The sequence below is a fragment of the Arthrobacter sp. NQ4 genome, from assembly GCF_029077345.1.
Classification (GTDB): Bacteria; Actinomycetota; Actinomycetes; order Actinomycetales; family Micrococcaceae; genus Arthrobacter.
Window position 1 is genome coordinate 25,731 of the sequence record NZ_JARETC010000001.1, and the last position, 14,117, is coordinate 39,847.

9 protein-coding genes are annotated in these 14,117 nt (G+C 63.9%); 4 read left to right on the forward strand and 5 right to left on the reverse strand.

The window, feature by feature from the left end; all coding sequences use genetic code 11:
• The first annotated feature begins 65 nt into the window (after window positions 1-65).
• The gene (locus PUN51_RS00130; protein ID WP_275179514.1) at window positions 66-1,085 is read left to right on the forward strand and encodes a substrate-binding domain-containing protein; all 1,020 of its coding nucleotides are present in this window, start codon (window positions 66-68) and stop codon (window positions 1,083-1,085) included.
• Window positions 1,082-2,767: a DUF2142 domain-containing protein gene (locus PUN51_RS00135; protein ID WP_275179515.1), complete on the forward strand. Its 1,686-nt coding sequence runs from the start codon at window positions 1,082-1,084 to the stop codon at window positions 2,765-2,767. The genes PUN51_RS00130 and PUN51_RS00135 overlap by 4 nt, the downstream gene beginning before the upstream one ends.
• A gap of 247 nt (window positions 2,768-3,014) precedes the next feature.
• Here PUN51_RS00135 and PUN51_RS00140 read toward each other — a convergent pair whose 3' ends face one another.
• On the reverse strand, window positions 3,015-3,491 hold the full coding sequence (locus PUN51_RS00140; RefSeq protein ID WP_275179516.1) for a GtrA family protein: 477 nt from the start codon (window positions 3,489-3,491) through the stop codon (window positions 3,015-3,017).
• Window positions 3,492-3,566: 75 nt separating this feature from the next.
• Here PUN51_RS00140 and PUN51_RS00145 point away from each other — a divergent pair, with 75 nt between their 5' ends.
• The gene (locus PUN51_RS00145; protein ID WP_275179517.1) at window positions 3,567-5,150 is read left to right on the forward strand and encodes a DUF2142 domain-containing protein; all 1,584 of its coding nucleotides are present in this window, start codon (window positions 3,567-3,569) and stop codon (window positions 5,148-5,150) included.
• Window positions 5,151-5,217: 67 nt separating this feature from the next.
• Here PUN51_RS00145 and PUN51_RS00150 read toward each other — a convergent pair whose 3' ends face one another.
• The 3 genes from PUN51_RS00150 to PUN51_RS00160 form a co-directional block, all read right to left on the reverse strand.
• On the reverse strand, window positions 5,218-7,188 hold the full coding sequence (locus PUN51_RS00150; protein WP_374114899.1) for a glycosyltransferase: 1,971 nt from the start codon (window positions 7,186-7,188) through the stop codon (window positions 5,218-5,220).
• Entirely contained in the window at window positions 7,185-8,372 is a 1,188-nt protein-coding gene (gene glf, locus PUN51_RS00155; protein WP_275179519.1) for a UDP-galactopyranose mutase, read from the reverse strand. Before glf ends, PUN51_RS00150 begins: the two co-directional genes overlap by 4 nt.
• 124 nt (window positions 8,373-8,496) lie before the next feature.
• The gene (locus PUN51_RS00160; RefSeq protein ID WP_275179520.1) at window positions 8,497-9,081 is read right to left on the reverse strand and encodes an acyltransferase; all 585 of its coding nucleotides are present in this window, start codon (window positions 9,079-9,081) and stop codon (window positions 8,497-8,499) included.
• Window positions 9,082-9,262: 181 nt separating this feature from the next.
• On the opposite strand from PUN51_RS00160, the gene PUN51_RS00165 reads away from it, so the two are divergent.
• The gene (locus tag PUN51_RS00165) at window positions 9,263-13,342 is read left to right on the forward strand and encodes an FtsK/SpoIIIE domain-containing protein (RefSeq protein ID WP_275179521.1); all 4,080 of its coding nucleotides are present in this window, start codon (window positions 9,263-9,265) and stop codon (window positions 13,340-13,342) included.
• A 57-nt stretch (window positions 13,343-13,399) separates the two neighbouring features.
• Here PUN51_RS00165 and PUN51_RS00170 read toward each other — a convergent pair whose 3' ends face one another.
• Window positions 13,400-13,888 carry a hypothetical protein gene (locus tag PUN51_RS00170; protein WP_374114900.1) on the reverse strand — a complete coding sequence of 163 codons (489 nt, stop codon included), beginning with the start codon at window positions 13,886-13,888 and terminating at the stop codon, window positions 13,400-13,402.
• Window positions 13,889-14,117 lie beyond the last annotated feature (229 nt).

Here is a 14,117-nt window from a genome sequence, read left to right on the forward strand (position 1 = left end):
TGCTGGACCACTAGGCTGGATAGGTGATTCCCGTTTCTCGACGAACTAAAATCGGCGCCGCTGTTGTGCTGTCCGCACTCCTGCCCCTGTCCGCATGCGCAACCATGCCGCCGGGGACAATCGAAGGTGCCCTGACCGGAATCGGAAGCAATGCCGGCCAGGGAGCTGTCAGCGCGTGGGGCCTCGCATGGGGCAGCTCCGTGAAGGGAACCTACGTCAGCTACTCCCCCGACGGGTCTGCGGCAGGCCTGAAAGCGTTCCAGGACGGGCAGTCACAGTTCGCTGTTGGTTCCGCCCCGCTCCCTGAAACCGAGGCTTCCGCGGTCCGGGGAATGTGCACATCGAAGGGTGCCATGTCCCTGGCTGCCGGTGTCCTGCCCGTGGGCGTAGCCGTCAAGCTCAAGGGCGTCAACGACCTCATCCTGGACGCCAAAACCCTGGCACAGATCCTGCAGGGGGGCATCACTCGCTGGAACGACCCCAAAATAGTGGCACTGAATCCGGAGACCACCCTTCCGGACGTAGCCATCACGGTTCTGGTACAGGAGGGGCCCTCGGATACTGTCCGCCCGGTCAATTCGTACCTCAAGGACGCGGGAATCGACTGGAACGCGCCCGCCGAAGACAGGTGGCCGGGCAGTGTCAAAGGTCAAGTCCAGTCTCCCCCGTTGGATCTCGCGAACAAGCTGGACGACACCAACGGAGGCCTTTCGATCCTTGATGGAAGCATCATCGGGAACAGGTTTGTCGCTGCCCAGCTCGTCTTCGACGGCAAGCCCCGGCGGCTCCAGGCATCCTCAGTGGTCGACGCCGTGTCCACGGGTAACGTAGCCGCGTCATCAAGTGCAGTCACCCAAGCACTCGATGGGCGCTCGGGTTATGGCCTGGGCACCGTTATCTACATGTACATGTGCAGGGAGTACACCGACGACCATATGGGCCGGCTGGCCCGCTCATTCGCTGAAAGCGCACTCAGCGAAGAAGCACAAAAGAACGCGAACGCATTCGCCTTCGTCATGTCGCCAAGCAAGAAGGCGGTGAACGAAGGGCGCGCCCTCGTCAATGCAATTGGAGACGGACAGTGAGTTTATTCCTAAGAAGTGTTCGCGCGCGTTCCCTTCCCCGGCCCCTTCCCACCTTCGCGCTCCTGACTGGGATCTTCTTCCTGCTGTTTGGCCTGTGGTCCCTGGCAACACCCTTGATGGGCGTCCCCGACGAACCGGCCCACACCATCAAAGCGGCAGCCGTGGTCCGGGGCCAGGTCCTGGTTGAGGACGGAACATCATTTGGCCATGGCGTCCACGTCCGCGTTCCCAACTACATCGCCAGTCTCCATGCCCAGAGCTGCTACAAGTTCAACAGGGCGCAGGCAGCCGACTGCGCAGCGCCCATCTACGTGGACGATACGTTCACGAACATCGGTGTCACATCCGCAGGCTCCTACAACCCGATGTACTACTGGATAGTAGGGCTTCCTACCCTGTTCATGTCCGGCGCCCCCGCAATCTACGGCATGCGCCTGGTCAGCGCGCTCCTGTGCGCCGTGTTCTTCGCCGCTGGGTTCACAGCCTTGACTGAGCTGAGGCGGCCAAAGTACGCCGTCCTTGTCGCAGCCCTTGCAATGACGCCCATGGTTCTGTTCCTCGGCGGAGGCATCAACCCCAACTCGTTGGAGATTGCCGCCACATTGGCTGCCTTCTCAGGTTTCGTCGTCGTCCTCGACAACCGACGGGGCACCAAGCGCGTGTTGCCCGCCCTGGCCACCGTCGCGGCCGCAACGGTGGTGCTGGCTAATGCGCGGCAAATATCGCTGGTGTGGCTGCTGTGCGCCCTCGTCGTAGGGGTTTGCTCCTTCCGGCTCCGCAGGGTCGTAACCGTCTTCAGCGACCGGCGGGTCCTTACGGCAGTAGCACTGGCAGTTCCGGGGGCCCTGCTGGGCCTGCTGTGGATGTACATCGCGGCGAACGGCCCCGCCAACGTCGGAGTTGCTCCTGAGGGTATTGCCAGCCCGCACCCAGACGCTCCCCTCTACCGGGGCTTCATGATCATGCTTGACCAGACCTACGACTTCTTCCCGCAATACATCGGAACCATGGGCTGGCTGGACACGCCGGTCCCCGAACTGGTTGCCCTTGTGTGGGGCGGCCTCATGATTTCAGGTCTCGTGGTCCCCTTTTGCGTCCGCCCGCTGCGGAACTGGACGGGTTACTGGGTGGCTCTGGCCATGCTGTACCTGGTCCCGGCGCTCCTGCAAACCGCGTTGTGGCGCGGGATGGGATTCATCTGGCAGGGCCGCTACACGCTTCCCCTGGTGGTAGTTCTGTTTATCAGTGTGGGCCTTGGCCTGCGGAAGCTGCGGTTTCCCGGCGGCCCCCTGGCATTGCGCATTTCGAGGGTCTTCTTTTGGCTCATCGTTGCGTGCCACACGCTCGCCTTTGTCTATGTTCTGCGCCGCTACGTCGTCGGCATCAGCGAAATAGCCAACTGGCAAACACTGTTTTCGTCACCGCACTGGCAGCCGCCCCTGGGCTGGCTGCCTCTGACCGTCCTGTACCTGCTCGTGACAGCGGTCGGAGCCCTGCTCCTCTTCCGGTACCTCCACCCGGGAAGTCCCCTGGTGAAGGGAACCTTGTCCCGGAAGGGCGGAGCCCAACACAACTCAGGCCGGGCGGCAGATTCAACGCAAGAAGTCGTTGGTCTGGAGCCTGCACCTGCTGCGGCTGAAGCGCCGATGAGCGCCGGCGAGAGACTGCGGCAGGGAAAATAGACTGACCCGGGGCCACCCCGCGGGTCCGAGGGACTCTACCTTCGGGGCACCCCTGGGCCGCCCGTTGTCAACGGAGTACCCTGCAGCCTGCCCGGCATCGAACGGCGGGCAGGCAGTCTTGCGGGTGGCCGGCCTGGGGCGGGGACAGCCGTCCGGCCAGCCGGTCCTCTACAGAGTGGTTACGCCGGGCGGAATAGTCGCGCCGGCGGGCGTGGGTGGAAGCCTGAAGCGCACCACCCGCGTTGCCTTATGGGCGGGTCTCTTCCGGCGTACGCCGGAAAATCCAGTGCCGGTACAGGAAGTAATTCCACGCCGTCGTAAGGATGGTGGCAGCTGTCTTGCCGATGACGTAGGTCCAGCCGACGGCGTCAAACCCAGTGACGATGAGGTCGCTGATCACGATGTTGACGATGACCAGCAGGATGTACTTCAGCGCGCTGATGCTGCCACTGTTGTTGGCGCGGAATGTGAACAGGCGCTGCAGGAGGAAGTTGAAGACCAGGCTCACGATAAACGCGATGGGAGTCGCTATCCACAGCGGGACATCGAAAATTTCGTGGAGGATGGCCAACAGCCCGAGGTCCAGGGCAAACGAAACGCCGCCAACGAGCAGGAACCTGACCACCGGGTGCCGGTAAAGCCCCATCACCATTCCCGGAACAGCTGGAGCAGCTTCGACGGGGGTTTCCGGTGATGACGACGTGCCTGACGGCGGTGTTGGCATGGGTGGGTGATCCTCTCATGGTTGCGGAGTGTTCAGCCTCTGCACAGCCCGCCTCCAAGTATCCTTAAAGCTATCATGCCGTATTCCACTCGCTCCTTGCCCATGCCCAAAATCAGGACTGCCGGCACGCGCCGCCTCCCGCCGTCGCCCCTCCGGGTCCTCATCGTTGCTTGGCTGATTTTCGGCTCCATTGGCAGCGTCTGGAGCTTCGCGTCCCCCCTGATGTCCGTCCCTGACGAACCCGCGCACGCCATCAAGGCCGCTGCGGTGGCCAGGGGGCAACTTATGGGTACGGGATCGGGAGTGCAGGGCGATCCGTTGGTTGTCCAGGTCCCGGGATACATTGCGAACCTGAATGTCCGCAGTTGCTTTGCCCAGCACTCGAACATCACCGCGGACTGCGCCAAGCCGGTTGACGCAACGGACCGCGGCTGGACCGCAGGAAAGACGTCCGCCGGAAACTACAATCCTGTCTATTACGCGATCGTCGGCATGGGAAGCCGGGGCCTCAGTGGTGAGCCGGCAATCTACGCCATGAGAATCATCAGCAGTTGGCTCGTCGGATTCTTCCTGGCAGCAATCTTCACGGCCGCCTTCTCGCTTCGCCACTTCAGGCGGCCCGTCATCGCCGCCGCTGTTGCCCTGACGCCGGCGGTGTTCTTCCTCTCCGGTTCCATTAACCCCAATGCTCTGGAAATAGCAACCACCGGCGCCGTCTTCCTCAGCCTGTGCGCCGTCTTTGAACAGGTGGCCGGCAGGACATCACTGCAACGGCTCCCGCTGGTTCTCCTTACCCTGTCCGCATCGCTCCTGGCGCACACCCGTCCGCTTTCTCTGCTGTGGCTGGCGCTTGCTGCGATCGCAGCCGTGCTGTGCTACGGCTTCGGGACGCTTATGAAGACCCTGGCCCAGCGCGGCTTCCAGATCGCCATGGGCATCATTGCGTTGTCGTGCGTGTTCGCTCTGTGGTGGGTCTTCGCCGCCAGGAGCTTTGACAGCCTTCTTGCGGGCGCACCGATGCGGGCAGAAGATGCGGCCGTCGCCATGCTGGATAAGACGGTGTTCTTCATGGTCGAGTACGTCGGTGTCCTCGGCTGGATCGACACCATGCCCCCGCCCGGCACCCTCTACACCTGGGTACTCGGATTCGGCGCCCTGCTGTTTCTCGCCTACACAGCCCGCCCCGTGCGCGGCCGCTGGGTCATGGCCCTGCTCACGGTCACAGTCATCGCCGTGCCCACCGCGCTCCAGGCAAGTTCGAGTGAGAAGCTCGGCTGGATCTGGCAGGGCCGCTACGCACTCGCCATGGTGGTGACCTTGATTCTGGCAGCCGGGGTAACCACGCGGTTCCGCCAGTTCCGGATCACACCGTGGACCAAGTCCATGATCCGCTGGGCCCTGGTCCTGGGCGTCCTCGCCCACACGTACATCTTCCTGGAGGGACTGCGGCGCTACACCATCGGCATTCAGGACCACGTCAACTGGACTGAAATGTTTGATCCCCGCTGGCAGCCGCCGCTGACCTGGCAGGGCCTCGCCGTCATTTACATCGCACTTCTGGCGGCCGGTGCCGTGTGCCTGTACCGCCTGCTCACGGTGAAACCTGCAGGCTCCAGCCTGCTGCGCGCACATGCAGTATCCGCTGGGGACCGGGCCTAAGCCCCACCTGGAACGCGAAACGGCTGCCGGATGTGAATCCGGCAGCCGTTTCGTTGTCTAAGTGCAGCTACCCGTCCCCGTCGAAGGTTTTCCGCCACGCCTCCATGGATACCAGGTCCGCAAGCGCTGCGCGGTAGTCCGCTGCCAAGGCGTCCCAGTTTTTATAGAGCGCCGCGTGCTGAAGAGCGGACTGGCCCAGCATGGCTTTCAGCTTTTTTGGGTCGCGTTTATACCAGGAGGCGGCTGTTCCCTCGGCGTTGGATACTACGACGGAATCAAACTGCGCCGTGCGGAACCACCTGTTGTCGACGTGGGCAAGGTAACCCTGCGGGCGTTCGAGCGAAGCCGGGGAGGGCTGCTTGAGCAACTGCCGGGCCACTGTCGTAAGACCCCACTTGACCATGTCCTTCTTCGCGGGCATCTGGCTGTCGGCCTGCCCCGAAAGTCCTGTCCCGAGGGAAGGTGCAGGAAAATCGTCAATGTCTTCACGCAGCTGTGCATCGGGGAAGGAGTCCCGCATCTTGTTGATGCTGGCCAGCTTGGTGGCGAGGGACGGATGCAGGTGCGAGGGACCGGTCATCAGGTCCGACCTCGCCGTCAGCCGGTTCTGCACCGTGAAGTACTGCAGCGAGACGAGGTGCTTTACGTCTTCCTGGAAAGATTCCCGCAATACGGAGCCGCCCTTCGGCTGGGGGCTGTGGAGGAGGGCGGTTATCAGGCGGTTCCGGTTATGGAAATATGCCTGCCAGCCAACCAGGTCGTCTTTGTCAATCCATGAGATATGCCAGAGCGCTGCGCCGGGCAACGATACGGTCCGGTAGCCGGCGGCCCGGGCGCGCAGCCCGTACTCCGAGTCGTCCCATTTGATGAACAAAGGCAGCGGAAGGCCGATGTCGCGTATGACGGAAGTGGGTATCAGGCACATCCACCAGCCGTTGTAGTCGACGTCGACGCGCCTGTGCAGCCACGGCGTCTGCCGGAGGTTCGACACACTGAAGTCGTGCCGCATCTGCATGTCCTGGTGTGGCTGGCTGGGTGAAAACCGCCGGGAATCAATCGTTTCGCCCATTGAATACAGCGTGCTGCGGCTGTACAGGTCGAACATGTGGCCGCCGACGATGGTGGGCTTACGGCAGCGGCCGGAGAACGCCATCATGCGCAGGATGCTTTCCGGCTCCATCACAACGTCGTCGTCAAGGAGCAGAACGTAATCGCTGCCGTTTTCAACAGCTTCATACATTCCGCGGGCGAACCCTCCGGAACCACCCAGGTTCGCCTGGTCGATCACTCGGAGCTTGGGGCCGATGCTGGCTGCGACTTCAGCGAAGCCGGGTTGGTCAGCCACCTTTACGGTGCCCTGGTCAACTATAAGTACTTCCCGGGCCACCTCGAGCGCTTCCGGGTGTTCTGCCAGTGCACGGACGTTGGCAAGGCAGAAGTCCGGCTTGTTCATTGTGGTGATCTGAATGGTCGCTGTTTCAAGGGGGCGCTCTGCGGGAGCCCCTTCCCAGCGGGCCTCACCGAGGATAAGGTCACCCCGGCTTGAGGCCAGGTCGAACCAATACCACCCGCCGTCGCCAAAGGGTTTGATGGAAAGATTGAACTCTGTTCGTGAGTCGCCCTCGACCCTCGTGCCATCCACGCGTTGAATGGTGCCGCGCGCGTTCGATTTGTAGACGGTGATGGATCCGTGGCCGGACGTCTCGACCACCAGGCGAACCTCGCGCAGGTGTGTCCACCTCCGCCAGTAGCTGGCGGGAAACGCGTTGAAATACGTTCCCAGCGAGATTTGCTCCCCTGAACGCACGCGGAGGGAGAACCGGGACAGCAGGTCGTCGAAGTGCACCTCCCGCTGGCTGGATCCCACAAGTTGCAGCTTGTCCTCTGCCCGTTTGGGATTCCGGGCCGACTCATCGCTTTCCCGGAAACGTATCCCTGTTGCCGGGCCGGGGTCCGCATAGAGCGACATCGTGTCGACTCCGGATTCCGGCGGGAATATCACCCGCTGGAGTGTCGCCCAACCCGGCGAACCGCTCATGCGTCCACGCCTCCGCTTTCCAGCTTCACGCCGCTTTCGAAGTGCGGCCTGATCTTGTTGTCGAACATGCTCAGCGCGGACCCGATGGCCATGTGCATGTCCAGGTACTTGTAGGTGCCGAGGCGGCCGCCAAACAGGACATCCTTCTCCGCGTTGGCGAGGTCGCGGTACTTGAGCAGCCGGTCCCTGTCCGCCGAGGTGTTGACCGGGTAGTAGGGCTCATCGCCCTTCTCCGCAAAGCGTGAGAACTCGCGCATGATGACAGTCTTCTCACTCTGGTAGTCGCGCTCAGGGTGGAAGTGGCGGGGTTCGATGATGCGGGTGTAGGGGACGTCGTCGTCGTTGTAGTTCACAACGGACGTGCCCTGGAAGTCGCCCACCTCAAGGACTTCTTCTTCGAAGTCGATGGTGCGCCAGGACAAGTCGCCTTCGGCGTAGTCGAAGTAGCGGTCAACCGGACCGGTGTAAACAACGGGGATGTTGCCCACCAATTTGTTCTTGCTGTAGTCGTGGGACTCATCGAAGAAGTCGGTGTTGAGCCGCACCTCGATGTTGGGGTGCTCCGCCATCTTCTCGATCCAGGCGGTGTACCCGTTGGTGGGCAGCCCCTCGTACTTGTCGTTGAAGTACCGGTTGTCGTAGTTGTAGCGCACGGGCAGCCGGGAGATGATGCCGGCCGGCAGGTCCTTGGGATCCGTCTGCCACTGCTTGCCGGTGTAGTGCTTGATGAAAGCCTCGTACAGTGGGCGGCCGATCAACTGGATGCCCTTGTCGTTCAGGTTCTGGGGGTCGGTTCCCGCCAGCTCGCCGGCCTGCTCCTGGATGAGGTCCCGTGCCTGGCCGGGTGTGAGGTTGGCCCGGAAGAACTGGTTGATCGTGGCCAGGTTGATCGGCAGCGAATAGACCTCGCCTTTATGGACGCCGTAGACCTTGTGCACGTAGTCGGTGAAGGTGGTGAACCTGTTGACGTACTCCCACACGCGTTCGTTGGAGGTGTGGAAAAGATGGGCACCGTACCGGTGGATCTCGATGCCGGTCTGCTCTTCCTTTTCGCTGTACGCGTTGCCTCCGATGTGGTGGCGGCGGTCGATGACGACGACCTTCAGGCCGAGCTCGGTGGCGGCCTGTTCTGCGATTGTCAGGCCAAAAAAGCCGGACCCTACGATGACGAGGTCAGCGGTCACAAAATCTCCTGGTTCGAATGCGGGCAGCGCAAAGGCGTGCATTGTCTGCTGCTCCAGCCTACCCGAGGGACCGCAGGGCCCGTCGAATCAGCCTGCCCGATGTGAGCTGGTGCACACGCTGTTGTCAGGCAGGGCGCAGCACTCCGCCGCCCTCCAGGTAGGCGTCCCCCGTTTCCGGACAGATCCACTGCCTGCCCTCCTGCAGGAGAGGCTTGCCCGCCTTCCCGACCCATCCGATTCGTCGCGCGGGGACTCCCGCCATCAGGGCAAAGTCCGGCACGTCCTTGGTGACGACGGCGCCTGCCGCCACCATGGCCCACGCACCGATCGTCACGGGTGCTATGCAGACGGCCCGGGCGCCGATGGCGGCTCCCTGCCGGATGGTGACGCCCACTTTGTCCCAGTCATCCTCCGTCTTCAGGCTGCCCTCCGGTGTCACCGCACGGGGAAAGACGTCGTTGGTCAGGACCACCGCCGGGCCGATGAACACTCCCGCCTCCAAAACTGCCGGCTCGTACACCAGTGCGTAGTTCTGGACCTTGCAGTTCTCCCCCAGGACCACGCCAGGGCCAATGTAGGCGCCGCGGCCGACAACGCAGTTCTCCCCCAGGCGCGCTGCCTCCCTTATCTGGGCAAGGTGCCACACCTTGCTGCCTGCGCCTATGCGGGCTCCGGCGTCGACGTCAGCACTGTCAGCGATCGTGTTCAAAGGAGACTCCTTCGCTGCTGTCGGACCGCCTGGCCCGGTCCAGGGTGTAGTGATCCTAACCGGGCTGCCGCCTTCCGGGGAGGCCGGAAACCACACGTTTATCCACATAGGCCGTGAAACGCCTGCCGGGCGCGGCGTGCCGTGGCTAGCGTGTGGCTACATGCACGAAGGATCCCAAGCGATGACACTCAACTGCACACTGGTTGGCGGCCCGGGATCATCACAGGACCAGCCGCCCGTGGAACTGTCCATTAGCGCCCCGGCCGGCACGCCAGGCGAGATGATCCACGAGCAGCTGGTCCGGAAGCTCCGTACGGGCACCGTCACCGTAGATGGCGAGGACCTGCGATGTGTGGCCTTCGGAGTACCCCCGCTTATAGAGGCCGCGATCCTTGTCGACGGCGGCCCCGTCCCGTCAACCCGGCGGCCGCGGCGCCGGCCGTCCCCTGAAGCCGCGCCTCCCCTGGCTCTTGCAGTCGACAGCGGCGCCGCCGCGGGGACGGTCGTTCCGTTGCGGCGCGGCAGTTACAGCATTGGCCGAAGCGGAACGCGGATAGTCATCCCGGACCCGGAGTTGTCGCGTGAACACGCGCGGGTTGTGGTCACGGACACCGACATCCTGTTGATTGACCTGGACAGTGCCAACGGCACCTATGTTGACGGTGAAAGGATCCGGACCAAGGTCATCTCCACCAATTCCAGCATCAGATGTGGGCAATCGACCCTGTCGCTGATCTTTGCAGACCCGCCAGGACGGGCACTTGCTGACGCCGGCCAGTCCGTGACGGAGCCCATTGTCGTACCCGCCCGCGTTGACGCCGGAAACCGGGCAGCACTCGTTCTCACCGCGGTTCTCCCACTGGCAGCCGGGGTGCTGCTGGCCGTACTCACGGGGATGTGGATGTTCCTTGCCTTCTCCGCCGCTTCCGCATGTGCCGTCCTCGTTCCTGCTGCCAGCGGACGGCGGCAGAGACGGAACCTGTCCGCTGCCCTGCAGTCCGCGGTGAAGGAAGACAGGGAACGACGACGGCGGAGTGCACCGCCCCTGTCCCTCGTCGCCTTGACAGCACCACGGGGCAAGAAGACGTCCGGTCCCGGCTCCGGCGAAGGCGTCTGGTTGCGGCTGGGCCAGGCAGAGCAGGCGGCCAACGTCCGGATTGAACCGGCAGGCGCCGGTCCCGCGGTTCCACCGGCAGGGGCGGTCCCCCTGGTCCTGGACCCGGACCGCGGACTCACCACCATTGGCGGTCCGCGGTCCGCCACTGACGGCGCCATCCGGTCCATACTCATGCAACTGGGCGGGTATCCGCGCGCAGGCACAACTCACGTGCTGGTTCATGGAAAGCCGGGAAGCCTGCCACTCGCCGCCCGGTATCTGCCCAGGGTGACTCTCACTGCCACACCACACGCAGCCCTCAGTGTGGTGACCAGCGGTCATCCGCACGGCTGCGAGCGCGCCGTCCTGCTGATTCGAGGGGAAAGCGCTGAAGGGGCAGCTGATAACTCAATACGGGACACAGCGATTCGACACGGATGGCAGGTGCTCCACTTCCGGCCGGAAGAGGGGGAATGGCCCACACCGGACGTCTTTCTTTCCGAGCGCAGGTCTGTCCTCCTCGAGGATTCTTGCGAGACCTTCTTTGTTCCCGATCTGGTGCCGGAGGATGTCTTCAGCGGTTTCTGCCGGAGCATGGCAGGCGCTCCGCGGCAAGGCACGATGGAAGCGGGATCCGTTCCCGCCACCTGCAGCCTCGGCGAGGTCCTGCCGTTGACGCCTGCAGCCACAGCCGACCGTTGGGGCTCCAGCGGGCAAAAGGACGGGCTGGCCGTACCGTTGGGCCTCGGTGCGGCAGGAACCAAGACCGTGGATCTGCACCACGACGGGCCCCACCTGCTGGTGGCGGGCACCACAGGCTCCGGGAAATCGGAACTGCTCCGCAGCCTTACGCTCGCACTCGCCCTCAGCTATCCGCCCGAGCGGGTCAACTTCTTCCTGATCGATTTCAAGGGCGGTTCGGGGCTTGGTCCGCTGAGTGACCTCGTCCACTGTGTGGGACTGCAGACCGACCTTTCCAGCTCCGAAATGGAACGGACACTGACCTCGCTCCGCGCCGAACTGCAACTCCGGGAGCAATGCCTTGCTGCGGCCCGGGTCCCGGACCTTTCCGCGTACCGCTCCACCAGGGCGGCGGAGGACTTTGTGCTCCCCCATTTGGTCATTGTCATCGACGAGTTCAGGATGCTGGTGGAGGATGCGCCGGAGGTGCTTCGTGAGCTGCTGCGCATAGCGTCCATCGGGCGTTCCTTGGGGATCCACCTGATCATGGCAACGCAGAGGCCGCAGGGAGCGCTGACAGCGGACATCCGCGCGAACGTTACGTCCAGCATCGCCCTTCGTGTGCAATCCGACATGGAGTCGGTTGATGTGGTCAATTGCAGGAGCGCTGCGGCCATCAGTGTGGACGCACCTGGCCGGGCGTTCCTGGCCCGTGGGACGGAGGCCGCCGAAGAGTTCCAGGGTGCGTCACTGGCCGTGGCGGCGGGAGGTGACTCATGTCCCGTGGTTGTCCACCGGACGATCGACTTTCTGGCGGGCCAGGTTGCCGGGCCCGGTAAGGCGCCAGCCTCTGTGCCAACTCCGGCGGAGGCTGTGGAACCCTTGGCGGCCATGGTGCGGAACCTCTGCACCCAGCAGGAGAAGCAGGTGCCGAGGAGGCCCGTCGCCCCTCCGCTGCCGGCGGATCTGGAAGTACCCGCCTCCGGTGGTCAGTCCCCCTGCTCTGCCGTTCCCGGTTCGCGGCCGCTGGAACCCGTCAACTTGTCGGGTGAAGTCCGCCTCGGCCTCATGGACGTGCCCGAACAGCAACGGGTGGAAGCCCTGGCGTGGAGTCCTGCCCGCCACAGCCACGCAGCATTTATCGGCAACCCTGCGTCCGGTGCCGGGGCGGCCTTGGAGCTGGCTGTCCACACATTGATGACCCGTGGCAGTGAATCCCACTTTTACATACTGGACGCCACGGGAGCTCTCCTCCCACTGGCCAGTGCCGGCCGGGTGGGAGCACTGGCCGGACTGGATGATCTGCGGCGTGGAGTTCGGATTCTGGAGCGGCTTGTCCGGGAGCTGGGTCAGCGGCGGAGCCATCCAGCCTCCGGGAAGGTGCCTCTTGTTGTCGTCGTCTCCGGCTGGGGGTCCTGGGTGTCGGCTTTGCGTGCGGGACCGCTCGCATGGGCTGAGGACCTGGTCCACGACCTGGTCCGTGACGGCGCCCAGGCAGGGATAACGCTGCTGCTCTCCGGGGAGCGGGAGCTTGTCACTGCCAGGTTCTTCGGCGCCGTTCCCAACCGATTCTATTTTCCGGCCGGTTCCACCGAGGAGGGCCGTGCCATGTGGCCGCGAATGCCCTCGGTACCCGCCATTGAAGGGAGGGCTGTTGCCTTCGGCCCGGTTTCCAACGGCGGTCCGGCTGTCTGCCAGTTCTACCGGAGCCCGGCGCCGAGTGTCCTGGGCAAAAGCGGCGCGGGATATCCGGGTGCCTCGCTGCGGCCATTCCGGCTGGAACCCCTCCCCGGGCACATCACCGTGATGGAGGTGGCAGCAGTGGCGGCACCGGCACTCCGGCTGGGTCCATCAGCCGACGCCCAGCCAGGCCGGGAACCAGCCACCGTCGGTCATCAGCCGGGGCGGCCCACAACCCCCGTGAGGCAACGGGATGTCCTCCTCGGAGTGGCCGGGGATGAGCTCGCCGCAGCGTCCTTCCGCATTCCGGCCAGCGGGGTAGTTGCGGTGCTTGGCAACCCCGGAAGCGGCAAGAGCAATACCCTGCGCGCGTTGGAGGAACTCAACCCCGGCCAACTGTGGTGCGCACATGAAGGGCCGCCCCAGGACGCGGAGCGTTTTTGGGCAGATATGCTCCTGCAGGCGGGGAGTGGTTCTTTGCCGCGGGAGGCACTGCTGCTGGTTGACGACATCGACCAGCTCGCCCCTTCGGCACTGAGGGACGTGGGCCAACTACATGCCCTGGGCCATTCCCTGGTGGTAACCGCTGGTTACAGTCCTGCGCTTCTCCATCGTGTCCCGCTCCTCATGAATGCAAGGTCATCCGGCGTCGGGATACTGCTAGGCCCGCGTTCGATCGCTGACGGCGACCTTTTCGGGATACGGTTCGACGTCGAGTCCAATCCCCCGCCGGGACGTGCTGCCCTCATCACCGGCGGCCGCGCCGTCCCCCTCCAGGTGGCGTGGGCTGGAGCAGGTGGGTGACCGGCCCGCGGCCCAGGAAGCGCACAGGGTCAGCCACGAATCGGGGACGGTCCAGCCTCAGAGGGCCGGCGGTGCACTCCCTGTGCGGGAGGCATGGCTGACAACCTTGTTGGTAAACAGGAGAACAATGGCGGTGACGGCGGGGATCAGCATCGCCAGGCCGGCCAGGACCAGTCCGCTGGTCATCGTGGGCACCCCGATGGTGAGGACGAATAGCTGGGCGACCAGCGCGGCCGCCCTGGTCCACCGGTAGCCCCGGTAGAGGAAGACTGCCACTGCGTACAGCCACGCCGAAAAAGCCAGCAGGAGTCCCAAAGTGAAGACCGCACCCCAGAAGGACAGGACCGGGCTGCCGCTGAACAACTCGTAGGCATACCAGCCTGCCGCCGCCAGGAGCGCTGTGGCCTCGGCAGCCGCAACCACGGCAATGACTTTGGCGGCTGCGGGCACCGGGTCCGGCCGCCCGTTGGTCCCGCGGTCGGGGACGCCGCCGGGTTGGTCGGAAGAGAATGGGGTACCTGCTGGGTCTACCGGGGGTCTTGACACACTGGCACCCTACCGGACATAGTCGGACACTGGTGAGGGCCGGAGCCGCCACTGTGATGCATCGCTCAGGTTTCATGGGATATCAGGCGTTATTACCCCTTGTTTACACAGCGTTAACATGACAGGCTTGATGCAGATGACCAAGGGGGCCCAGAGGGCCCTTTTCCTTTGTAGCCACTAGTGAATAATTTCACAAAGGCACTTCCCAGAAATGGAGCAACTGATCAGC

Bases quoted from the DNA above. Each gene is read 5' to 3' on its own strand.
- PUN51_RS00140 (WP_275179516.1), bottom strand. From the start codon at position 3,491: ATGCCAACACCGCCGTCAGGCACGTCGTCATCACCGGAAACCCCCGTC.
- PUN51_RS00145 (WP_275179517.1), top strand. From the start codon at position 3,567: ATGCCGTATTCCACTCGCTCCTTGCCCATGCCCAAAATCAGGACTGCC.
- PUN51_RS00150 (WP_374114899.1), bottom strand. From the start codon at position 7,188: ATGAGCGGTTCGCCGGGTTGGGCGACACTCCAGCGGGTGATATTCCCG.
- PUN51_RS00165 (WP_275179521.1), top strand. From the start codon at position 9,263: ATGACACTCAACTGCACACTGGTTGGCGGCCCGGGATCATCACAGGAC.